General features: G+C 66.5%; 19 protein-coding genes. 18 read left to right on the plus strand and 1 reads right to left on the minus strand.

The annotated features are described in order from the left end of the window. Positions 1-74: 74 nt before the first annotated feature. The 9 genes from mraZ to murD all read left to right on the plus strand — a co-directional run bounded on the left by mraZ (position 75) and on the right by murD (position 9,673). Complete coding sequence (mraZ, locus tag ACK5IR_RS15455) at positions 75-542, plus strand: division/cell wall cluster transcriptional repressor MraZ (protein ID WP_416930064.1); 468 nt, start codon at positions 75-77, stop codon at positions 540-542. A gap of 3 nt (positions 543-545) precedes the next feature. Beyond that, the gene (gene rsmH, locus ACK5IR_RS15460; protein ID WP_416930065.1) at positions 546-1,547 is read left to right on the plus strand and encodes a 16S rRNA (cytosine(1402)-N(4))-methyltransferase RsmH; all 1,002 of its coding nucleotides are present in this window, start codon (positions 546-548) and stop codon (positions 1,545-1,547) included. Continuing rightward, positions 1,544-1,897 (plus strand): cell division protein FtsL, encoded by a 354-nt coding sequence (ftsL, locus tag ACK5IR_RS15465; protein WP_416930066.1) that lies wholly within the window; start codon positions 1,544-1,546, stop codon positions 1,895-1,897. The genes rsmH and ftsL overlap by 4 nt, the downstream gene beginning before the upstream one ends. Further along, the gene (locus ACK5IR_RS15470; RefSeq protein WP_416930067.1) at positions 1,894-3,678 is read left to right on the plus strand and encodes a peptidoglycan D,D-transpeptidase FtsI family protein; all 1,785 of its coding nucleotides are present in this window, start codon (positions 1,894-1,896) and stop codon (positions 3,676-3,678) included. The genes ftsL and ACK5IR_RS15470 overlap by 4 nt, the downstream gene beginning before the upstream one ends. Before the next feature lie 65 nt (positions 3,679-3,743). Then, positions 3,744-5,231, plus strand: a complete 1,488-nt coding sequence (locus ACK5IR_RS15475; RefSeq protein ID WP_416930068.1) for a UDP-N-acetylmuramoyl-L-alanyl-D-glutamate--2,6-diaminopimelate ligase — start codon at positions 3,744-3,746, stop codon at positions 5,229-5,231. Then, positions 5,228-6,679: a UDP-N-acetylmuramoyl-tripeptide--D-alanyl-D-alanine ligase gene (locus ACK5IR_RS15480; protein ID WP_416930069.1), complete on the plus strand. Its 1,452-nt coding sequence runs from the start codon at positions 5,228-5,230 to the stop codon at positions 6,677-6,679. The genes ACK5IR_RS15475 and ACK5IR_RS15480 overlap by 4 nt, the downstream gene beginning before the upstream one ends. A gap of 10 nt (positions 6,680-6,689) precedes the next feature. Next, positions 6,690-7,772, plus strand: coding sequence for a phospho-N-acetylmuramoyl-pentapeptide-transferase (gene mraY, locus ACK5IR_RS15485; protein WP_416930070.1), 1,083 nt, complete (start codon positions 6,690-6,692; stop codon positions 7,770-7,772). Between the two features lie 15 nt (positions 7,773-7,787). Next, positions 7,788-8,255, plus strand: coding sequence for a hypothetical protein (locus tag ACK5IR_RS15490; protein WP_416930071.1), 468 nt, complete (start codon positions 7,788-7,790; stop codon positions 8,253-8,255). After that, complete coding sequence (gene murD, locus ACK5IR_RS15495) at positions 8,252-9,673, plus strand: UDP-N-acetylmuramoyl-L-alanine--D-glutamate ligase (RefSeq protein ID WP_416930072.1); 1,422 nt, start codon at positions 8,252-8,254, stop codon at positions 9,671-9,673. The genes ACK5IR_RS15490 and murD overlap by 4 nt, the downstream gene beginning before the upstream one ends. 275 nt (positions 9,674-9,948) lie before the next feature. Here the strand turns inward: murD and ACK5IR_RS15500 are convergent, their stop codons facing one another. Beyond that, entirely contained in the window at positions 9,949-11,142 is a 1,194-nt protein-coding gene (locus ACK5IR_RS15500) for an NAD(P)/FAD-dependent oxidoreductase (RefSeq protein WP_416930073.1), read from the minus strand. A gap of 152 nt (positions 11,143-11,294) precedes the next feature. Here ACK5IR_RS15500 and ftsW point away from each other — a divergent pair, with 152 nt between their 5' ends. The 9 genes from ftsW (at position 11,295) to ftsZ (ending at position 21,687) form a co-directional block, all read left to right on the plus strand. Next, entirely contained in the window at positions 11,295-12,461 is a 1,167-nt protein-coding gene (gene ftsW / locus ACK5IR_RS15505; protein WP_416930074.1) for a putative lipid II flippase FtsW, read from the plus strand. Then, entirely contained in the window at positions 12,461-13,552 is a 1,092-nt protein-coding gene (locus ACK5IR_RS15510) for a UDP-N-acetylglucosamine--N-acetylmuramyl-(pentapeptide) pyrophosphoryl-undecaprenol N-acetylglucosamine transferase (RefSeq protein WP_416930075.1), read from the plus strand. The genes ftsW and ACK5IR_RS15510 overlap by 1 nt, the downstream gene beginning before the upstream one ends. Before the next feature lie 50 nt (positions 13,553-13,602). Then, a complete protein-coding gene (gene murC, locus ACK5IR_RS15515; protein WP_416930098.1) occupies positions 13,603-15,000 on the plus strand; it encodes a UDP-N-acetylmuramate--L-alanine ligase in 1,398 nt (465 codons plus the stop codon). Positions 15,001-15,129: 129 nt separating this feature from the next. Next, a complete protein-coding gene (locus ACK5IR_RS15520; protein WP_416930076.1) occupies positions 15,130-15,402 on the plus strand; it encodes a DUF2484 family protein in 273 nt (90 codons plus the stop codon). Positions 15,403-15,422: 20 nt separating this feature from the next. Next, positions 15,423-16,352 carry a UDP-N-acetylmuramate dehydrogenase gene (gene murB / locus ACK5IR_RS15525; RefSeq protein WP_416930100.1) on the plus strand — a complete coding sequence of 310 codons (930 nt, stop codon included), beginning with the start codon at positions 15,423-15,425 and terminating at the stop codon, positions 16,350-16,352. 101 nt (positions 16,353-16,453) lie between these two features. Beyond that, positions 16,454-17,368, plus strand: coding sequence for a D-alanine--D-alanine ligase (locus ACK5IR_RS15530; protein ID WP_416930077.1), 915 nt, complete (start codon positions 16,454-16,456; stop codon positions 17,366-17,368). Then, complete coding sequence (locus tag ACK5IR_RS15535; RefSeq protein WP_416930078.1) at positions 17,356-18,246, plus strand: cell division protein FtsQ/DivIB; 891 nt, start codon at positions 17,356-17,358, stop codon at positions 18,244-18,246. Before ACK5IR_RS15530 ends, ACK5IR_RS15535 begins: the two co-directional genes overlap by 13 nt. After that, complete coding sequence (ftsA, locus tag ACK5IR_RS15540; protein ID WP_416930079.1) at positions 18,243-19,577, plus strand: cell division protein FtsA; 1,335 nt, start codon at positions 18,243-18,245, stop codon at positions 19,575-19,577. The genes ACK5IR_RS15535 and ftsA overlap by 4 nt, the downstream gene beginning before the upstream one ends. A 514-nt stretch (positions 19,578-20,091) precedes the next feature. Then, a complete protein-coding gene (gene ftsZ, locus ACK5IR_RS15545; protein ID WP_416930080.1) occupies positions 20,092-21,687 on the plus strand; it encodes a cell division protein FtsZ in 1,596 nt (531 codons plus the stop codon). The last annotated feature ends 154 nt before the right edge of the window (positions 21,688-21,841 follow it).

A 21,841-nucleotide genomic window follows, 5' to 3' on the forward strand; every position in this document is an offset into this window, starting at 1 on the left:
CTCCGGGGGCGGGACAGAGGCAGCAAGGGGCGCTGAAAGTGGCGCGACGGTTCAGAGGCGAAGGGCTCCACAAGGTGGACACGAAGGGCAGGGTCTCGATCCCGGCCCTGTTCCGCCGTGTGCTCGAAGCCAATGACGAGGAAGATGCCGATCCGAAATGTCCGAGCCTCGTCATCCACTACGGCCCTGCCGAGAGGCAGCATTTCATCGAATGCTACACGATGGCCGCCGCCGCCGAGGTCGATGCGCGTATCGCCGCGCTTCCCCGGGGATCGAAGGAGCGCCGGTTTCTCGAAAGCTATTTCCACGGCAAGTCGCAGCAGACCACGGTTGACGAAACCGGGCGGCTTGTCCTGTCGAAAGCGTTGCGCGATTTGCTCGGGTTGACCGACGAGGCGAAGTTCGTCGGTTCGGGCGACACCTTCAAGATCTGGAATCCGGGCACCTACGAGGCGGAAGTCGTTGCGAACGACGAGGAGATGCTCGACGATCTGCCGGAGGGTGCCGATCCGCTGACGATGCTGGAGGGGGGCGCGTTCTGAGCCATGGCCGCCGCCGCCCCGACCACCGGCCCCGCCACGCCGCACATCCCGGTTCTGATTGATCCTCTGATCGCGGCGGTCTCGCCGGTGGCGGGAATCTGGCTGGATGGAACCTTTGGCGCCGGCGGCTACGCGCGGCGCCTGCTTGATGCCGGCGCTGCGCGGGTGATCGGCGTGGATCGTGACCCGGATGCGCTGGCGCTGGCCGGTCCGCTTGCCGCCGAATATGGCGAGCGGCTGCGCCTGATCGAGGGGTGGTTCTCGGCGCTTGACGTGCTGGCGGGTACGCCGCTCGACGGGGTGGTACTGGATCTCGGCGTTTCCTCCATGCAGCTCGACCAGCCGGATCGCGGGTTCTCGTTCCAGAAGGACGGCCCGCTGGACATGCGGATGAGCGGCACCGGCCCGACGGCGGCCGATCTGGTCAACGGTTCGAGCGAAGCCGTGCTGGCCGATTACATCTATCACTATGGCGAGGAGCGTGCCGCGCGCCGCATCGCGCGGGCGATCGTCGCACGGCGGCCGTTCGGGCGCACCCTGCAACTGGCCGAGGTGGTTTCATCCTGTCTGCCACGGCCGAAGCCCGGGCAGATTCACCCCGCGACACGCACATTCCAGGGGCTCCGCATTGCGGTCAACGACGAGTTCGGCGAACTGATCGCCGGTCTGGCCGCGGCCGAACGGGCGTTGCGTCCGGGCGGGAAACTGGCGGTCGTCACCTTTCATTCGCTGGAAGATCGCGTGGTCAAGCGCTTCCTGCTGGCGCGGTCCGGGCATTCGGCGCGGCCGAGCCGGCACGCGCCCGAATCGGTGCCGGGCGAGGCGCAATTCCGTCTGATCTCGCGCAGGGCAATTGCGCCCACGGATGCCGAGGTGGCGCGCAATCCGCGCGCCCGCTCGGCGAAACTGCGCGTCGCCGAACGCACCGCTGCGCCGTCCGTCCCGGTCGACCGCGCCGCGATGGGCCTGCCGGGACCGAAGGACTGGTGGAGGGAGCCTGCATGAGAACCTTGTTTTACCTGACATCCGCGTTGGTTGTGATGGGGCTCGCGTTCTGGGCCTATCAGGAGAATTACCAGACCCAGTCCGCGCTCAAGCGGTCCGCCGCGCTCAAGCGCGAACTTGGGGAACTGCGCGAGACGCTGGCGGTGCTTGAGGCCGAATGGGCCTATCTCAACCGGCCGGCGCGGCTGGCCGAACTGGCCGAGATCAATTTCGACAGTCTGGGCCTGCTGCCGCTCAGGCCGGAACAGTTCGGCGCGGTCGAGCAGGTCGCCTATCCGCGGCCCGAGATCGATGTCACCGACCCCATCGAGATTGCCGGCAGATTGCACCCCGGAGAGGAATTTCCATGACCAGAACGCCGCTGCGCCCGCTGCCCCGGATTCTGTCGGCACGCGCCCGGGGTGAAAACCCCGACGCCATCGAGCGCGAGAACCTGCGGCTCAGACATGAAAAGATGCGGGACAAGGCGCGCCGCCGGGCCGAGGGGCGGCTTCTTGTGCTCGGGCTGTGCTTTTTCTGTGCCTTTACCGTCATCGGCGTGCGGATGGGGCTTTTGGCGGCGACCGAACCGTCCGAGGTTCAGATTGCCGATACCGGATCGGATATCGTGGCGCAGCGCGCCAACATCGTCGACCGCAACGGCCGGCTGCTGGCGACCAATCTGTCGACCCATTCTCTTTATGCCCAGCCGCAGCAGATGGTCGAGCCGCTGCGGGCTGCCGAGGAACTGGCGAAGATCTTTCCCGACCTCGACGCGGAAAAGCTCAAGGCGCAGTTCGCCGGCAAGCGCAAGTTCCTGTGGGTCAAGAAGAAACTCAGCCCCGAACAGATGCAGGCGGTTCACGACATCGGCGAACCGGGCCTGCTGTTCGGCCCGCGCGAGATGCGGCTCTATCCCAACGGGCGGCTGGCCGCCCATGTGCTGGGCGGTGCCAGTTTCGGCCGCGAGGGCGTGCATTCGGCCGAGGTCATCGGCACCGCAGGGGTCGAGAAGTACTTCGATGCCTGGCTGCGCGATCCGGCGAACAACGGCGCGCCGCTGCAGCTTTCGATCGACCTGACGGTTCAGGCGGCGGCGCGCGAGGTGCTCGAAGGCGGCATGCGGCTGATGAACGCCAAGGGCGCCAGCGTGGTGCTGATGGATGTGCACACGGGCGAAATCCTGTCGATGGTCTCGTTGCCCGATTTCGACCCGAACGACCGGCCGAAGCCGCTGGTCAAGGGCGATGCCGGCGACAGTCCGCTGTTCAACCGGGCGGTTCAGGGGGTTTACGAGCTTGGCTCGGTCTTCAAGATATTCGCCGCGACACAGGCGATGGATCTGGGGCTGGTCAACCCTGCCACGATCATCGACGCCAACGCGCCGATGCACTGGGGCAGGTTCAAGATCAAGGAATTCCACAACAAGAACTACGGTAGGCTTTCGGTAACCGACGTGATCGTGAAATCCTCGAACGTCGGAACGGCGAGGATGGCACTGGCGGTTGGCGGTGCGCGGCAGAAGGAATTTCTCGGGACGCTCGGTTTTCTCGAACCGACACCGCTGGAAATGGTCGAGGCGCCGACCGGCAAGCCGCTTGTCCCCAGCCGCTGGTCGGAGATCAGCACCATCACCATCTCCTACGGGCACGGGATCAGCGCCAGTCCGGTGCATCTGGCCGCCGGCTATGCCTCGATCCTGAACGGCGGCACGCGAATCAGGCCGACCCTTCTGCGTCAGGACGGGCCGCAGATGGGCCAAAGGGTCGTCTCGCCCGAGGCGTCGGCGGCCGCGCGCTCGATGCTGCGCCAGGTGGTCAGCCGCGGCACGGCGAGTTTCGGTGAGGTGCCGGGCTACGCGGTGGGTGGAAAGACCGGAACGGCCGACAAGCCCAAGCCGCGCGGCGGGTATTACAAGGACAAGGTTGTGGCGACCTTCGCCTGCATATTCCCCGCCTACGATCCCCGATACGTGCTGATCCTGACGCTCGACGAACCGGTCGAAACCTCGGGCAGCCAGCCGCGCCGCACCGCCGGCTGGACGTCGGTTCCGGTCGCCGCCGAGATGATCCGCCGTACCGCGCCGCTTCTGGGCCTCATGCCGGCCGAGGAACCGGAACCGGCGCCGGCCGTTGTCCGCGTATCGAATTGACCGGTGGACCCGGCGTGGAAAACGCCGGAAAAGGGGGAAAGAACAAAGACCGGGGGAGGTCGCGAATGACGGTAGAGCAGGTAAAATCGCTGGCGCAACTCGGGCTCACCGCACAGGGGGGCGACGACGCGCGGGTTACGGGGCTTGCCGTCGACAGCCGCGAGGTCAAGCCCGGCTATCTGTTTGCCGCCCTGCCCGGCACCCGCATCCACGGGGCCGAATTTGCCGGCTATGCGCTTCGCATGGGGGCGGGTGCGATCCTGACCGACAGCGCGGGTGCGCGGATCGCCGCCGCCGAACTGGCGGATCACCCCGCCGCGCTGGTCATCGCCGAGGATCCGCGCGCCGCGCTGGCCGGCGCGGCGGCGCTCTGGTTCGAGGCGCAGCCGGACGTGATGGTGGCGGTTACCGGGACCAACGGCAAGACCTCGGTGGCGAGCTTCACGCGCCAGATCTGGTCGGCGATGGGGTTTTCGGCGATCAACATCGGCACGACCGGGGTCGAGGGCGCGTGGGAGGCCCCGTTGCACCATACCACGCCAGAGCCGGTCACCCTGCATCGCCTGCTGGCCGAGGCCGTGGCGCACGGCGTGACCCATGCGGCGATGGAGGCGTCGTCGCACGGGCTGGCGCAGCGGCGGCTCGACGGTGTGCGTCTGGTGGCGGCGGGCTTTACCAACTTGACGCAGGATCATCTCGATTATCACCCCGATCTCGATGCCTATTTCGCCGCCAAGGCAAGCCTTTTCACCCGCGTCCTGAGCGAGGACGGCGTGGCCGTGATCGAGGCGGATTCGGCGCGTGGCGCCATGATGGCCGATATCGCCGACGCCGCCGGGCTCGAGGTGATCCGCGTCGGGCGTGGCGCCGGCTGCCAGTTGCGCCTGCTTGGCCTGCGCTTCGATGATACCGGGCAGGACCTGCGCTTTTCGTGGAACGGGACGGTGCGGCAGGCGCGCCTGCGGCTGATCGGCGGTTTCCAGTCCGAGAACGTGATGGTCGCGGCGGGGCTGGCCATCGGGTCGGGCTGCGATCCGGTCGAGGTCTTCAACGTCTTGCCGCAGCTTCGGGGGGTGCGCGGACGCATGCAGCTTGTCGCGACGCGCGACAACGGCGCGCCGGTCTATGTCGATTACGCCCATACGCCCGATGCGCTGGCCACCGCGCTCGCGGCGCTCAGGCCGCATGTCATGGGTCGGCTGATCTGCGTTTTCGGCGCCGGCGGCGACCGGGATCGGGGCAAGCGCCCGCTGATGGGCGCGGCGGTCGCCGAAAACGCCGACGTGGCCATCGTGACCGACGACAATCCGCGCGGCGAAGACCCGGCGGCGATCCGGGCCGCGGTGATGCAGGGCTGCCCCGACGCGACCGAGGTGCCCGACCGGGCCGAGGCGATCCTGCGCGGGGTCGATGCGTTGCAGCCGGGCGATGCGCTGCTGATTGCCGGCAAGGGGCACGAAACCGGCCAGACGGTGGGCGATGTCGTCTATCCCTTCGACGATGCGGAGCAGGCAAGCGTGGCGGTGGCCGCGCTCGACGGGCACCTGACATGAGCGCGCTCTGGACATCCGGGGATGCGGCAGGGGCGACCGGCGGGCGTTTGACCGCACCGTGGCAGGCAACCTCGGTTTCCATCGACAGCCGCACGCTCGAGCCCGGCGCACTGTTTGTCGCGCTGAAGGATGCGCGCGACGGGCACGATTTTGTCGCGTCGGCACTGGAGAACGGGGCCGCCGCCGCGCTGGTCAGCCGTATGCCCGAAGGTGTCTCGCCCGATGCGCCGCTGCTCGTCGTACCCGATGTGCAACGGGCGCTCGAGGCGCTCGGCGCGGCCGGCAGGGCGCGCAGCAGGGCCCGGGTCATCGGCATCACCGGCTCGGTCGGCAAGACATCGACCAAGGAGATGTTGCGGATCGTGCTGGCCGGTCAGGGCAGGGTGCATGCCGCCGAGAAAAGCTACAACAACCACTGGGGTGTGCCGCTGACGCTGGCGCGCATGCCCGCCGATGCCGATTTTGCCGTGATCGAGATTGGCATGAACCACCCGGGCGAGATAGCGCCGCTGGCCCGCCTCGCCGGTCTCGATGCGGCGGTGATAACCAATGTCGCACCGGTTCACCTTGCCGCTTTCGACAGCGTGGAGGGGATCGCGGCAGAGAAAGCCGCCATCCTCGAAGGGCTGAAAATGGGCGCGCCGGCGGTTCTCAACGCCGATATCGCAACCTCGCCGATCCTCTTTGCCGCGGCGCGGGCGCATGGCGCGCGAATCGTCGGGTTCGGCGAACAGGGCCGGGAAGCGCTGCTGCGCGATGTGCTGGTGCAGGGCGGGCAGATTGTGGTCCGGGCGGATCTGCACCTGACCCCCGAATCCGCCCCGATGCCGGTCATGTTCCGCCTGCAATCGCCGGGCAGGCATTTTGCGATGAACGGGCTGGCCGCGCTTGCGGTGGCCGGCGCGCTTGGCGCCGATCCGGCCATGGCCGCTGCCGATCTGGGGCGCTGGGTTCCCTATGCCGGGCGGGGTGCGCGCGAGACGATCACGCTCGATATCGTCGAGGATTCGCTGCAATTCGATCTCATCGACGATTCCTACAACGCCAACCCCGCCTCGGTCAGCGCCGCGCTCGACATGCTGGCCGCCTCCGGCCCGGTCGATGGTATCGGGCGCATCGCGCAGGGGCGCCGGATCGCCATACTCGGCGACATGCTCGAACTCGGGTCGGACGAGGTGGCGCTGCATGCGGCGCTTGCGACGCACCCGGCGATTGCCGATCTCGACAAGATCCACTGTGTCGGGCCGCGGATGAAGGCCATGTGGGACGCGCTGCCGCCGCAACGGCGCGGCCGCTGGGCGGAAGACAGCAAGGCCATGGCGCCCGAAATGCACCGCCTGCTCGACGCGGGCGACATCGTGCTGGTCAAGGGGTCGCTTGGCATGCAGATGGCGCGGATCGTTGACGCGATACGGAAACTGGGCCAACCGGTTCCGAAAGAATATTGAAAGGCAGGCGATGTTCTATTGGCTGACGAATTTTTCCGACGGCGGCGACTTCTTCAACCTGTTCCGCTACATCACCTTTCGCACCGGCGGGGCGTTCTTTACCGCGCTGGTCTTCGGTTTCCTGTTCGGCCGGCCGCTGATCGACCTGTTGCGCCGCAGCCAGGGCAAGGGCCAGCCGATCCGCGAGGACGGCCCCGAAAGCCATTTTTCCAAGGCAGGAACGCCGACCATGGGAGGTGTGCTGATACTGGGCGCGGTGGTGATGGCGACGTTGCTATGGGCGCGGCTGTCGAACCCCTATGTCTGGATCGTGCTGTTCGTGACCATGGCCTTCGGCCTCATCGGCTTCGCCGACGACCATGCCAAGGTGTCCAGGGCGAATACGGCGGGCGTGTCGGGGCGGATCCGGCTGGGCGCGGGCTTCCTGATCGCGGCTGTCGCGGCGGCGGCGGCGGCGTATTTCCATCCGCCCGAACTGACCAACCAGCTTGCCCTGCCGATCTTCAAGAACGTGCTGATCAATCTCGGCATCCTGTTCATTCCGTTTTCGATGCTGGTGATCGTCGGTTCGGCCAATGCGGTGAACCTGACCGACGGGCTGGACGGGCTGGCCATCATGCCTGTGATGATCGCGGCCGGAACGCTGGGGGTGATCGCCTATGTGGTGGGCCGCACCGACTATACCGAATATCTGGGCCTGCATTACGTGCCGGGCACGGGCGAATTGCTGATCTTCGTCGCCGGGCTGATCGGCGGCGGGCTGGGGTTTCTCTGGTACAACGCGCCGCCGGCGGCGGTGTTCATGGGCGATACCGGCAGCCTCGCGCTCGGCGGTGCGCTGGGAGCGATCGCCGTCTCGACCAAGCACGAAAACGTTCTGGCCATCGTCGGCGGACTGTTTGTGGTCGAGGCGCTTTCAGTCATCATCCAGGTGCTTTATTTCAAGCGCACCGGCAAGCGGGTGTTCCTGATGGCGCCGATCCATCACCATTTCGAAAAGCGCGGCTGGGCCGAACCGCAGATCGTCATCCGCTTCTGGATCGTCTCGCTGGTGCTGGCCCTGATCGGGCTGGCGACGCTGAAGTTGCGATGATCGGGGTGAACCAGCGTGCCAAACGCAAAATTCCCCAAGGGCCAGCTAGTGCGCCAGCGTGCACGCACTGAGCACTGGAAACTGCTCGGCGAGGAAACGATCCGGATTGCCGAGATTCTTGCGCTGTTTGTCCTGTTTGCGACGCTGGCCTGGGTGGCATACGGCCTCAATTCCTGTGCCGACAATCGTCGTTCAGAGTATCTTACCGGTGTCATGGTCGCAGTGGCGGGAGCGATGTGTCTGTTTCTTGCCCTATATCCTCTCGGAGGAGTGGTTAAAGGTATGGAAATCGCTGTCAGAGATGCTTTTTTGCCCGGAATGGGTTATGCTGTTCTGGGCTTCATCACCATCGTTTTTTCGGTTTCCCTGGCCTTTGTGTTCTCGGCGAGTGAGGGTTTTGATGTTGCTTCCAAACTCTGCAAAAATGAAGCGAACATGGAGTGGAACCTGCCGGAGACGATCGAAGTGAGTGGCACGCATTGATCCCCGTACTTGGTATCGAAAAACTCACCGTCGCCATCCTCGGCCTCGGTCGTTCCGGCCTGACGGCGGCGCGGGCGGTGCAGGCAGGCGGCGGGCGCGCCGTCTGCTGGGACGACGGGGCGCCGGGGCGCGAGCGGGCCGGGGCCGAGGGGTTCGAACTGCGTGATTTTACCCGCCCGGGCGCGCTCGACGATGTGGCGATGCTGGTCACCTCGCCCGGTATCCCGCATCTTTATCCTGCCCCGCACCCCGCCATCGCGGCGGCGCTTGGGGCGGGGGTGCCGGTCGATAACGATATCGGCCTTTTCTTCCGTTCGCTGGCCGTGCCCGAATGGGACAGCTTCGATGTGCCGCCCAGGGTGGTGGCGGTGACCGGCTCGAACGGCAAAGCGACCACGGCGGCGCTGATCGCGCATCTGCTCGATGCCGCCGGGCGCGAGGTGCAGCTTGCCGGCAACATCGGGCGCGGGGTTCTGGATATCGACCCGCCGGGCGACGGCGGGGTGGTGGTGCTGGAACTCAGCTCGTACCAGACCGATCTGGCCCGCGCGCTGACGCCCGATATCGCCGTCTTCACCAACCTGTCGCCCGACCACCTCGACCGGCATGCCGGCTATGGCGGTTATCTGGCGGCCAAACGGCGGCTCTTTGCCGAGGGCGGGCCGGACCGCGCGGTGATCGGCGTGGACGAGACCGAGGGGTTGTTCCTTGCCGGCCAGATCGCCGAAGGCCCTTCCGACGACCGGGTGATCCGGGTGTCGGCGGCCCGCAGGCTTGCCGGGCCGGGCTGGTCGGTTTTCGCCCGCAAGGGGTTTCTCAGCGAATATCGCAAGGGGCGGCAGGTCGCCTCGATCGACCTGCGCGGGGTGCGCGGTCTGCCGGGGGCGCATAACCACCAGAATGCCTGCGCCGCCTATGCGGTCGCGCGTTCGCTGGGCCTTGCGCCGCGGGTGATCGAACAGGGCCTGCACGGTTATGCCGGCCTGCCGCATCGCAGCCAGATCGTGGCAGTCAGGGATGGCGTGACCTTTGTCAACGACAGCAAGGCGACCAATGTCGACAGTGCCGCGCGCGCGTTGCAGGCCTTCGGCCGTATCCGCTGGATATGCGGCGGGCTGGAAAAGGGTGGCGGGCTCGACGGGTTGCACCCCCATCTCGGCAATGTCGCGCGCGCCTATGTGATCGGGCGTGAGGCCGGACATTTCGCCATGGGGTTGGGGCAGGGGGTCGAGGCCGAGATCTGCGGCACGATGGAGAATGCGGTTGCCCGCGCGGTGGCCGATGCCCAACCGGGCGAGACCGTTCTGCTGGCCCCGGCGGCGGCCAGCTTCGACCAGTACGACAGTTTCGAGCGGCGCGGCGAGGATTTCGTCGCCCGGCTTCGGACGCTGGGGATCGGGGAGGATATCGACGGCTGAGGAGAATGGTGGCCAGGTTCGCCGCCAGGCGCTTTGCCAACGTCAGTACCAGTTTCAAAATCGTGCTCGGATGTGGTTGGCATAATGTGCCAAGTTCCGGGGTTGGAGCGCCTGTCCACTGCCATGCGCTGGCGCGTCTTGCGCAACACTCGGATAACAGCAATGTCCGCCGCGCCGGCCTTGTGCCGAGATATCGTGTATCGGGAAATTACCCGGGGCGATGGTGCGGGCAGCGCTTCCCGGTCCGGTAAAACGTCGGAATGCGACAGGAGGGCTTACCTTTCCCTGTCGGCGATGGCGGTCCCGGCCGCCCAGCCCGACGACCATGCCCACTGGAAGTTGAAGCCGCCGAGCCAGCCGGTCACATCGATGCATTCGCCGACGAAATAAAGCCCCGGAACCTCGCGCGCCTCCATCGTCCGCGACGAGAGCGCGCCGGTGTCGACCCCGCCGAGCGTCACCTCGGCGGTGCGGTAGCCTTCGCTGCCCGAAGGGGTCAGCCGCCAGTCGGAAATGGCGCGTGCCAGCCGGCGCAGCGCATTGTCGTTCTGATCGGCAAGGTTTCCCGTCAGCCCCGTTTCCGCGATGACAAGCTGCGCCAGCCGTGCCGGCAGAAGGTCCGCAAGCCCGGTCGATAGCGCCCGGCGGCCATGCGCCGCACGCCGCTGCCGCAGGATGTCGAAAGGATCGGTGCCGGGGCAGAGATCGACCGCGATCGGATCGCCCTCGCGCCAGCAGGACGAGATTTGCAGGATCGCCGGTCCGGACAGCCCACGATGGGTGAAAATCAGCGCCTCGCGGAAGGCTGCGCCGTTGCACGAAACCTCCGCTTCAGCCGAAACGCCAGCCAGCGGTTTCAGTTTTTCGAGCGTGGCTCCGCCGAAGGTCAGCGGAACAAGGGCCGGCCGGGTTTCGGTGACGGGAATGCCGAAGGTCTCCGCAATCGAGTAGGCAAGCCCGGTCGCGCCCATCCCGGGGATGGACTTGCCCCCGGTCGCCACCACGAGGTTGCGCGCCCGGACCATCGTTTCGCGCGCTCCCCGGCGGAGGTGGACGGCAAAGCCGCCGGCATCCCGCCGGATTTCGCCAATTCCGGTGCCGAGCCACAACTCCGCGCCGGCACGGACCATCCCGGCGCGAAGCATCGCCACGATTTCCGCCGCCGATCCGTTGCAGAACAGCTGACCAAGGGTCTTTTCGTGCCAGGCGATCCCGTGGCGTTCCACCAGTTCGATGAAATCCCACTGCGTGTAGCGTCCAAGCGCCGATTTGCAGAAATGCGGGTTGGCGCCCAGAAAGTTGCCGGACGTGGTGTGGAGATTGGTGAAGTTGCAGCGCCCGCCGCCCGAGATGCGGATCTTCTCTCCCGGGGCCCGTGCGTGATCCACCACCAGACAGCGCCCGCCCGCATGGGCGGCGCACATCATGCCGGCGGCGCCGGCGCCGAGAATGATCGTATCGACCTGCATGGCTCTCCTGACCACGCGCGGCAGGGTGGTGCAAGCCGCGCCGGTGGCCGGGGTAGTGCGAATGGCGTCATTTTACTGGATTAATGGCTTTCTGCGGGCTACACTTCGCACAGACCCGGAAAACCGGGCAGAGGCAGAGTGGCAGTAATTTCATGACGGAAATGGTCTACGGAGCCGCGCCCGTACGGGCTGGCGATCCGGTATTACCGCGCTGGTGGCGGACGGTCGACAAATGGTCGATGTCCGCGATCCTGATCCTTTTTGGCATAGGGTTGTTGCTGGGGCTGGCCGCGTCGCCGCCGCTCGCCGCGCGCAACGGACTCGACTCGTTCTATTACGTGCAACGGCAGGTGTTTTTCGGCGGGTTGTCGATTCTGGTCATGCTGTGGGTGTCGATGCTGTCGCCCGCGCTCGTCCGCCGGCTTGCCGTACTGGCGTTCTTCGCGGCATTCGCCTCGCTGGTCGTCCTGCCGTTCCTCGGAACCGATTTCGGCAAGGGCGCGGTGCGCTGGTATTCGCTCGGCTTTGCATCGGTCCAGCCGTCGGAATTTCTCAAGCCCGTCTTCGTCGTCTTCGCCGCCTGGCTCATGGCGGCGAGTCAGGAGGTGAACGGCCCGCCGGGCAAGTCGATTTCCTTTGTTCTCGTGATCATGATCGTGGCGCTTCTGGCGCTGCAGCCCGATTTCGGGCAGGCGGCGCTGACATTGTTTGCCTGGGGGGTGATGTATTTCGTCGCCGGGGCTCCGATCTTCCTGCTGGTGGTCATCGCCGCCGGTGTGGTCGGGGTCGGGATGACGGCCTATAACGCGTCGGAGCATTTCGCCCGCCGGATCGACGGCTTCCTGTCGCCCGAGGTCGATCCGCGCACCCAGCTCGGCTATGCCACCAATGCCATTCAGGAGGGCGGTTTCTTCGGTGTCGGCGTTGGCGAGGGGCAGGTGAAATGGTCGCTGCCCGATGCGCATACCGATTTCATCATCGCCGTTGCCGCCGAGGAGTACGGCCTGGTTCTGGTGATCCTCATCATCGCACTCTATACGCTGATCGTCTCGCGCTCTCTTTTCCGGCTGATGCGCGAACGCGATCCGTTCATCCGGCTGGCCGGAACGGGGCTTGCCTGCATGTTCGGCGTGCAGGCGATGATCAACATGGGGGTTGCGGTGCGTCTGCTGCCGGCCAAGGGGATGACCCTGCCGTTCGTCAGCTACGGCGGATCGTCGCTGATCGCGGGCGGGATCGCGGTTGGCATGTTGCTCGCCTTCACCCGCAAACGGCCGCAGGGCGAGATCGCCGATATCTTCCAGCGCAGGGTTCCGTGATGGCCGCGCCGCTTCTGGTCATTGCCGCGGGTGGAACGGGCGGGCACATGTTTCCCGCGCAGGCACTGGCCGAGGCGATGCTCGGTCGCGGCTGGCGGGTGCGGCTTTCCACCGATGCGCGCGGCGCGCGCTACGCGGGCGGATTTCCCGAAGAGGTCGGGATTGTCGAGACCGCTTCGGCGACCTTTGCTCGCGGCGGTGCGGCGGCGAAGGCGGTTGTCCCCTTGCGCATAGCGGGCGGGGTGATGGCCGCTGCAACCCGGATGATGCTGGACCGGCCGGCCATTGTGGTGGGTTTCGGCGGTTATCCGGCGATCCCTGCGATGTCGGCGGCGTGGGCGCTGCGGCTGCCGCGGATGATCCACGAGCAGAACGGCGTTCTCGGCCGGGTCAACGAGGTATTCGCCGGCCGCGTCGATGCGATCGCCTGCGGGACATGGCCGACCGGCCTTCCCGACGGGGTCGAGGGGGTCCATACCGGCAACCCGGTTCGGGCCGCCGTCATGGAACGGGCCGGCGCGCCCTATATTCCGCCGGGCGATTACCCGATGTCGATCCTCGTGATCGGCGGCAGCCAGGGCGCGCGCGTTCTCTCCGATGTGGTACCCCCGGCGATTGCCGCCCTGCCGATGGACATGCTCCGCCATATCCGCATCGCGCACCAGGCGCGGGGCGAGGATATGGAGCGGGTGGCCAAATATTATGCCGACCATGCGATCGACGCCGACGTGCAGCCGTTCTTCGACGACGTTCCCGCCCGCATGGCCGAGGCGCAGCTTGTCGTCTCGCGCGCCGGCGCGTCGTCGATTGCCGATATCAGCGTGATCGGGCGGCCATCGATCCTGATCCCCTATGCCGCCGCGGCGGGCGATCACCAGACCGCCAACGCGCGCGGGCTGGTCGATGCCGGCGCCGCGATCCTGATTCCCGAATCGGCGCTTGCGGTCGATGCGCTTTCCGAGCAGATAGCGACCGTTCTTTCGCAGCCGCGCGGTGCCACCCTGATGGCGCAGGCCGCGCTGGCGCAGGGGCGCGCCGATGCGACGGAACGGCTGGTCGAAATGGTCGAGGACTTGTCCGGCCGGAAATGAACATAAATGACATTGAGAGACGAGCATAGATCATGGACGGAAGCACGCTGATGAACGCGGTCACCAAACTGCCCACCGATGTCGGGCCGATCCACTTCGTCGGGATCGGCGGCATCGGCATGTCGGGGATCGCCGAGGTGCTGATGACCCATGGCTATTCCGTCCAGGGTTCGGACCTGAAAGCCTCGAAAATCACCGAACGGCTGGAGCGGCTCGGGGCGCGGGTGTTCATCGGCCAGCGGGCGGAAAATCTCGACGGCGCCGAGGTTGTGGTGATCTCCTCGGCGATCAAGCCGGGCAATCCCGAACTGGACGAGGCGCGGCGGCATGGCCTGCCGGTGGTGCGCCGGGCCGAGATGCTGGCCGAACTGATGCGCCTGAAATCGAATGTCGCCGTCGCCGGCACCCACGGCAAGACGACCACCACCACCATGGTGGCGACACTTCTCGATGCCGGCGGGATCGACCCGACTGTGATCAACGGCGGTATCATCCATGCCTACGGCTCGAACGCGCGGGCCGGGCAGGGCGAGTGGATGGTGGTCGAGGCCGACGAGAGCGACGGCACCTTCAACCGCCTGCCTGCTACCATTGCCATCGTCACCAACATCGACCCCGAGCATATGGAGCACTGGGGTTCGATCGAGAATCTGCGCCAGGGATTTTACGACTTCGTGTCGAACATCCCGTTCTACGGGCTGGCCGTCTGCTGCACCGATCACCCAGAGGTGCAGGCGCTTGTCGGCCGGATCACCGACAGCAGGGTGATGACCTTCGGCTGCAACGCCCAGGCCGACGTGCGCGCGGTGAACCTGCGCTCTCAGGGCGGGGTGGCGCATTTCGATATCGAACTTCACGCCGAGGATGCGGTGATCGAGGAGTGCACGCTGCCGATGCCGGGCGATCACAACGTCTCGAACGCGCTCGCGGCGGTGACGGTGGCGCGCCATCTGGGCATGAAGCGCGATGAGATTCGCGCCGCCCTGGCGGATTTCGGCGGGGTCAACCGGCGCTTCACCCGTGTGGGCGAGGTGAACGGTGTCACCATCATCGACGATTACGGGCACCACCCGGTCGAGATCGCGGCGGTGCTGAAAGCGGCGCGTCAGGCCAGTGACGGCCGGGTGATCGCGGTGCACCAGCCGCACCGCTACTCGCGCCTGTCGAACCTGTTCGAGGAATTCTGCGCCTGTTTCAACGAGGCCGACGTGGTTGCCATCGCCGAGGTCTATGCCGCCGGCGAGGATCCGATCGAGGGCGCCGATCGCGACGCACTGGTCGCCGGGCTGGTCCGCCACGGCCACCGCCATGCGCGGGCGCTGCTGAGCGAGGACGATCTGGAACGGCTGGTGCGCGAGCAGACCCGGCCCGGCGATATGGTCGTGTGTCTCGGGGCCGGCACGATCAGCGCATGGGCGAACAATCTGCCGGAGCGGCTGAACCGCTGATGGAAGGGCGGCCGCCGCAACGCGGGCCGGGGCCATGATGAAGGTACGTTGCCGGCGGCTTTCCGCGTACTTCGCTTCGGCGCGGGCAACCGGCCGCGTTACCTGCGGCGGCCATGCGCGGGGGAGCCGATGAACAGTTCGCTGCTGCTGGTCTGCCTCTGGGTGATCGTCGCGTCGGTTCTGGCGATAATACCGTCACGCCACGGGCACTGGCCGGCAGCGGTAATGCTGATCGTTGCCGGCGTTCCCCTGCTTGGCTATGTGACCTATCAGAATGGCGCGCTGGTCGGATTGCTGGTTCTGGCGGCAGGCGCGTCGGTCCTGCGCTGGCCACTGGTTTTCCTGTGGCGGCGCCTGCGCAAACGATACTCGAAACGGCACGGGGCCGAACCGGAGGTTTAGCAGTGGCATTGCCCGGGGAAATGGAGGTTCGCGGAACGCTTCAGGCGAACCAGCCGCTCGACCGGCTGACCTGGCTGCGGGTCGGCGGGCCGGCCGAGTGGCTGTTCCAGCCCGCCGATCGTGACGATCTCTGCCACTTCCTGTCCCGTCTCGATCCGGCAATCGCGGTATTTCCCATCGGCGTCGGATCGAACCTGATCGTGCGCGATGGCGGGATTCGCGGGGTGGTGATCCGGCTGGGGCGCGGGTTCAACGATATCGCCTGTTCAGGCGGCGTGGTGACCGCCGGAGCGGCGGCGCTTGACGCGCATGTGGCGCGCAGGGCGGCGTCGGCGGGGCTGGATCTGACCTTCCTGCGCACCATTCCGGGTGCCATTGGCGGCGCGGTCAGGATGAACGCGGGCTGCTATGGCAGCTACATCGCCGACCACCTGATCGACGCCGAGGCGGTGACGCGGGGCGGCGATATCGTCCGGCTGACCCCCGATGCGCTGGATTTCCGCTATCGCCACACGGCGCTGCCGCCCGGCTGGGTGGTGACCGGGGCGCGGTTTCGTGCTGCGCCGGGCGATCCGGACGCGCTGGCGCGGCGGATGGACGAGCAGATCGCCAGGCGTGACGCCAGCCAGCCGACACGGGAGCGTTCGGCCGGCTCGACCTTCCGCAATCCGGCCGGATTCAGCTCGACCGGGCGCGACGACGACACGCACGAACTCAAGGCATGGAAGGTCATCGATGACGCAGGCATGCGGGGCGCCCGGCTCGGCGGTGCGCAAATGTCCGAAAAACACAGCAACTTTCTGCTGAACGCCGATAATGCCACTGCCGCCGAGCTTGAGGGGCTGGGCGAACTGGTTAGAAAAAATGTTTACCGTAACAGCGGTATAGAGCTAGAGTGGGAAATCATGAGGGTCGGTGAACCGGCCCCGGAGTCCGGCCGGGAAAACTGATCCGGCAAACAGGCAGCGGAACGGCGGCGCCAGGCGGCCTTCCATCGGAATAATCGGGAAAACCCCTGATTTAACAGGGAATCCCGGGAAACGAGGCGGGTATGTCGAGCAGGACAGACCCCAGTGTGGCGGTCCTCATGGGGGGGCCTTCGGCGGAACGCGAGGTATCGCTTTCCTCCGGGCACGAATGTGCGGCGGCACTGCGGGGCGAGGGATTTCAGGTCACCGAACTGGACGCGGGTCCGGATCTTGCGGCGCGTCTGGCCGGATTGCGGCCCGATGTCGCCTTCAACGCGCTGCACGGACGCTGGGGCGAGGATGGCTGCGTGCAGGGCCTGCTGGAATGGCTGCGCATCCCCTATACCCATTCCGGCGTGCTGGCCTCGGCGCTGACCATGGACAAGGAGCGGACCAAGGCCGCCTATCGCGCGGCCGGCCTGCCGGTGGCGGAAAGCCGGCTGGCCTGTGCCGCCGAGGTGCGCGCCCGCCATGTGATGGAGCCGCCCTATGTGGTGAAGCCCTATAACGAAGGCTCGTCGGTCGGGGTCTATCTGGTGCACGAGGCGGCCAATGGCCCGCCGCAGCTTTCCCCCGACATGCCCGAAATCGTCATGGTCGAGAAATTCGCCCCGGGCCGGGAGCTGACCACAACCGTCATGGGCGACCGCGCGCTGACCGTCACCGATATCCTGACCGACGGCTGGTACGATTACGACGCGAAATACAAGCCGGGCGGCTCGCGCCACGTTCTGCCGGCGGATGTGCCGCAGGAGATTTTCGACGCCTGCCTCGATTTTGCCCTGCGTGCCCACAAGGCGCTCGGCTGCCGGGGCATCAGCCGCACCGATTTCCGCTGGGACGAGGCGCGCGGGCGCGACGGGCTGGTGCTGCTGGAGACCAACAACCAGCCGGGCATGACGCCGACCTCGCTCGCCCCCGAACAGGCGGCCCATTGCGGGATCGGCTTCGGGGCGCTCTGCCGCTGGCTGGTGGAGGATGCCTCGTGCGATCGCTAGGCTCCGAAACCGCCCTTCCGCGGCGCGATCCAGCGCCCTCGCGCTGGTCCTACCGGCTCAACCGGATGTGGCTGACGCCGGGCTACCGGCGGCTGCTCCGCCTCGGCGTGCCGGCGTGCCTGATCGCGGCGGCGGCATTGTGGTTCGTTTCGGATGACAGCCGCGTGCAGGCCTATGGCGAACGGTTTCAGGAACTGGTTCGCACCATCGAGGAGCGGCCGGAATTCATGGTAAACATGATGTCGGTCGACGGCGCCTCGCCCGAACTGGCCGAGGCGATCCGCGCCGAGCTTCCGATCCGTTTCCCGGTCTCGTCGTTCGACCTCGATCTCGATGCGATGCGGCTGAAGGTCGAGGGGTTCAATGCCGTCGAGTCTGCCCATATCCGCATCCGTCCCGGCGGAACGCTTGTCGTCGAGGTGGCCGAACGCCAGCCGGTCGTCGTCTGGCGGCACGCCTCGGGGCTGACGCTGCTCGACCGGACCGGCCATGTCGTCGCCGGGACCGGGCTTCGCAGCGACTGGCCCGACCTGCCGCTGATCGCCGGGCAGGGGGCGGAGCGCGTGGTTTCCGAGGCGCTGGAGATTTTCGCCGCCGCCGACCCGTTTCAGGATCGGGTCCGCGGCCTCGTTCGCATGGGCGAACGGCGCTGGGACGTGGTGCTGGACCGCAACCAGCGCATCCAGCTTCCCGAGCAGGGCCCGGTGGCGACGGTCGAGCGGATCATCGCGCTCGACACGGCGCGCAAGATGCTGGAGCGCGACATTTCCGTTGCCGATTTCCGCAACCCGGGCCGGCCGACCCTGCGGCTCAACGCCGACGCCTACAACGAACTTTACAATATCAACGACGAGGCGCCCGGAGGCGCGAGCGAATGACCGATCTTTATCAGTCTCAGCGCATGATGCGGCGGATGAGAAAGCAGGCGATGGATCGCGGGGTGATCGCGATCCTCGATGTGGGCTCATCCAAGATTGCCTGTCTTGTGTTGCGGTTCGACGGCGCGATGCCGGCGGGCGGCAAGGACGGGGTCGGCTCGCTGGCCGGGCAGTCGAGCTTCCGTGTCATCGGCGCGGCAACGACCCGCTCGCGCGGAATCCGTTTCGGCGAGATCGAATCGATGCCCGAAACCGAGCGCGCGATCCGCACCGCCGTGCAGGCGGCGCAAAAGATGGCCGGCGTTCGCGTCGATCATGTGATCGCCTGCATCTCGGGGGCGCGGCCGCGCAGTTACGGCCTCGACGGGCGTGTGGAACTGGGCGATTCCATCGTCCGCGAAGACGATGTGAGCCGGGTTCTGGCGGCCTGCGCGGTGCCGGAATTCGGCAACGGGCGCGAGGTGTTGCACGCCCAGCCGGTGAATTTCGCCATCGACCACCGGACGGGGCTGGGCGACCCGCGCGGCCAGATGGGCAATTCGCTGGCCGTCGACATGCATGTTCTGACGGTCGAGACCGGCGCGCTGCAGAACCTGCTCTATTGCGTCAAGCGCTGCGATCTGGAACTGGCGGGGCTGGCCAGTTCGGCCTATGTCGCGGGGATCTCGGCAATGGTCGAGGACGAGCAGGAGCTTGGCGCAGCCTGCATCGATCTGGGCGGCGGTGCGACGGGGATTTCGATCTTTATCAAGAAGCACATGATCTATGCCGATTCGGTCCGGATCGGCGGTGAACATATCACCCAGGATATCTCCAAGGGACTGCGCGTTCCGCTGGCCACCGCGGAGCGGATCAAGACCTTTTTCGGTGGTGTCGTCGCCACCGGGATCGACGATCGCGAGATGATCGAGATCGGCGGCGATTCCGGCGACTGGGAACACGACCGCCGCAAGGTGAGCCGGGCGGAACTGATCGGCATCATGCGCCCGCGCGTCGAGGAGATACTCGAGGAGGTCCGCTCCCGGCTCGACGCGGCCGGATTCGAACATCTTCCCGCGCGGCAGATCGTGCTGACCGGCGGCGGCAGCCAGATTCCCGGCCTCGACGGCATGGCGGCCAGGATTCTCGGCCAGCAGGTGCGGCTCGGCCGCCCGCTCAGGGTACAGGGCCTGCCGCAGGCGGCGACCGGCCCGTCCTTTTCCTCGTCGGTCGGGCTTTGCCTGTTTGCCGCGCATCCGCAGGACGAATGGTGGGATTTCGACATTCCCGCCGACCGCTACCCGGCCCGGTCGCTCAAGCGGGCGGTGAAGTGGTTCCGCGACAATTGGTAAGGCGGCATTGCGGTATAGCATCAGCATTGCGCCGCAACTCCTTGTTTTCGCGGAATTCGACGGATTTGACGGGGTGGTGGGACTGCGCCGCGGATTGCCTCGCGCCTTGGAATGGCGGGCGTTGAATTTGCTGGCTTTTCGCTGTGGCAGGCGATAGTTTTGCCGCCAGAAACAAGCCCGGACAAAACCGGCACAGGCAGGCCGAGCAGCCGCCCCGACAGCAGGAATTGCGCGCACCGGAAAGGTGTGCCCGCGTCGTAATGGTTCGGCGTGCCCAGGTGTGATTTGTGTGGATGATGGGAGGTTCCACCAGATGCGGCGGCCTCCCCGGACATGCGGTTAAGAACCCGGCGGAAATCCCCCATATTTTGTGGCATTTTCACGATTTTTGGGTGACGAAGTGCGGGCGTATGCGTATGATGGTCCAAAATTGTGTAGCGCCGCGGGCAGCTTGCCCCGGGTTTGATCAGGCAGAGCCGTCCGGGGACAGGGCGGAGAGACAGGCGGAGAAGACATGGCATTGAACCTCACCATGCCCGAGCAGCAGGAAGAACTCAGGCCGCGGATCACCGTGTTCGGTGTCGGCGGGGCCGGCGGCAACGCGGTCAACAACATGATCGAGAAGGCGCTTGAAGGTGTCGAGTTCGTGACGGCGAACACCGATGCGCAGGCCCTGCAACAAAGCCGCGCGCCGTCGCGGGTGCAGATGGGCGTCAAGGTGACCGAGGGTCTGGGTGCCGGCGCGCGCCCCGCGGTCGGCGCCGCCGCCGCCGAGGAAACCATCGAGGAGATCGTCGATCACCTCGCCGGGGCGCATATGTGCTTCATCACCGCCGGCATGGGTGGCAGCACCGGCACCGGCGCCGCGCCGATCATCGCGCAGGCGGCGCGCGAACTGGGTGTGCTGACGGTGGGTGTCGTCACCAAGCCCTTCATGTTCGAGGGTGCCAAGCGCATGCGCCAGGCCGAGGAAGGCATCGAGGCGCTGCAAAAGGTTGTCGATACGCTGATCATCATCCCCAACCAGAACCTGTTCCGGCTGGCCAACGAGCGCACGACCTTCACCGAAGCCTTCTCGATGGCCGACGATGTGCTCTACCAGGGTGTCAAGGGCGTAACCGACCTGATGGTGCGGCCCGGACTGATCAACCTCGATTTCGCCGATGTCCGCTCGGTCATGGACGAGATGGGCAAGGCGATGATGGGCACCGGCGAGGCCGAGGGCGAGAGCCGCGCCATCCAGGCCGCCGAAGCCGCCATCGCCAACCCGCTGCTGGACGAGATCAGCCTCAAGGGTGCCAAGGGCGTGCTGATCAACATCACCGGCGGCTACGACCTGACGCTGTTCGAACTTGACGAGGCGGCGAACCGCATCCGCGACGAGGTCGACCCCGACGCCAACATCATCGTCGGTTCGACGCTGGACATGGACATGGAAGGGCGGATGCGCGTTTCCGTGGTCGCCACCGGCATCGACGCATCGGAGGTTCGGCACGACATTCCGCGCCCCGACCGCAAGCTGCGCGAACCGGTGCGGGCGGAGAAGGCGGCAGCGCCGGAGGAGGAAGAAACCGTTGCCGAGCCCGAACTCTTTGCCGGCGGTTTCCAGCCCCGGAAGGAAGAGCGCCGGATCGAGATGGTCGAGGATGACCTGCCACCCCCCGCTTACCGGCAGCCGGCCGCCGAAAATGCCCATGTTCTGGAAGCCGAGGTCGAGGAGCCGCGGGCTGCGGCGCCGCGCGACCTGCCGCCCGGTGCGCCTTCGCCCGAGGTGATGGCGCGGCTTCAGGCTGCGGTTCTCAAGGCCGCGCCAACCGGGATGACCGAACATGCGACGCATGCCACCGCGCCGCGTCCGCAGGCCGGAGAGTCATCGGCCGAGAAGCGGGGTTTCGGGATCGGAAACCTGATTCACCGCATGTCCGGCAGCGCGGAACCCGAACGCCCGGCGGCGGCGCCCGTCCGTCCGGCGGCGCCACCCCGGAACGAGCCGCCGCAACTGCGCACCCGCTCCGCCCGGTCGGCCGAAGCCTTTGAGGACGACCCGGCGATGGATGTCGAACAGCAGCGGATCGAGATACCGGCGTTCCTGCGCCGGCAGGCGAACTGATCAATTTCCCTTGTGACACATGGCAAGGGGGCCGGTTTCGCCGGCCCCTTTTTCGTTTGAAAACAAACGGTTACCTCATCCGAATGTCGATCGGCGGGTTTCTGCCGCTTGTTTTGTTGGCATGTTACATATGGTTACAATCCTTGATTTGTGA

The sequence above is a fragment of the Tropicimonas sp. genome, from assembly GCF_047971885.1.
Lineage (GTDB): Bacteria > Pseudomonadota > Alphaproteobacteria > Rhodobacterales > Rhodobacteraceae > Tropicimonas.

What these genes read in the sequence shown, in the direction of transcription:
- murB (WP_416930100.1), top strand. Translation starts at nt 15,423, where the DNA reads ATGGAGGTTCGCGGAACGCTTCAGGCGAACCAGCCGCTCGACCGGCTG.
- ftsZ (WP_416930080.1), top strand. Translation starts at nt 20,092, where the DNA reads ATGGCATTGAACCTCACCATGCCCGAGCAGCAGGAAGAACTCAGGCCG.
- rsmH (WP_416930065.1), top strand. Translation starts at nt 546, where the DNA reads ATGGCCGCCGCCGCCCCGACCACCGGCCCCGCCACGCCGCACATCCCG.
- ACK5IR_RS15480 (WP_416930069.1), top strand. Translation starts at nt 5,228, where the DNA reads ATGAGCGCGCTCTGGACATCCGGGGATGCGGCAGGGGCGACCGGCGGG.
- ACK5IR_RS15470 (WP_416930067.1), top strand. Translation starts at nt 1,894, where the DNA reads ATGACCAGAACGCCGCTGCGCCCGCTGCCCCGGATTCTGTCGGCACGC.
- ftsA (WP_416930079.1), top strand. Translation starts at nt 18,243, where the DNA reads ATGACCGATCTTTATCAGTCTCAGCGCATGATGCGGCGGATGAGAAAG.
- ACK5IR_RS15510 (WP_416930075.1), top strand. Translation starts at nt 12,461, where the DNA reads ATGGCCGCGCCGCTTCTGGTCATTGCCGCGGGTGGAACGGGCGGGCAC.
- murC (WP_416930098.1), top strand. Translation starts at nt 13,603, where the DNA reads ATGAACGCGGTCACCAAACTGCCCACCGATGTCGGGCCGATCCACTTC.
- ACK5IR_RS15520 (WP_416930076.1), top strand. Translation starts at nt 15,130, where the DNA reads ATGAACAGTTCGCTGCTGCTGGTCTGCCTCTGGGTGATCGTCGCGTCG.
- ACK5IR_RS15530 (WP_416930077.1), top strand. Translation starts at nt 16,454, where the DNA reads ATGTCGAGCAGGACAGACCCCAGTGTGGCGGTCCTCATGGGGGGGCCT.
- ftsL (WP_416930066.1), top strand. Translation starts at nt 1,544, where the DNA reads ATGAGAACCTTGTTTTACCTGACATCCGCGTTGGTTGTGATGGGGCTC.
- ACK5IR_RS15475 (WP_416930068.1), top strand. Translation starts at nt 3,744, where the DNA reads ATGACGGTAGAGCAGGTAAAATCGCTGGCGCAACTCGGGCTCACCGCA.
- mraY (WP_416930070.1), top strand. Translation starts at nt 6,690, where the DNA reads ATGTTCTATTGGCTGACGAATTTTTCCGACGGCGGCGACTTCTTCAAC.
- ACK5IR_RS15500 (WP_416930073.1), bottom strand. Translation starts at nt 11,142, where the DNA reads ATGCAGGTCGATACGATCATTCTCGGCGCCGGCGCCGCCGGCATGATG.
- ftsW (WP_416930074.1), top strand. Translation starts at nt 11,295, where the DNA reads ATGACGGAAATGGTCTACGGAGCCGCGCCCGTACGGGCTGGCGATCCG.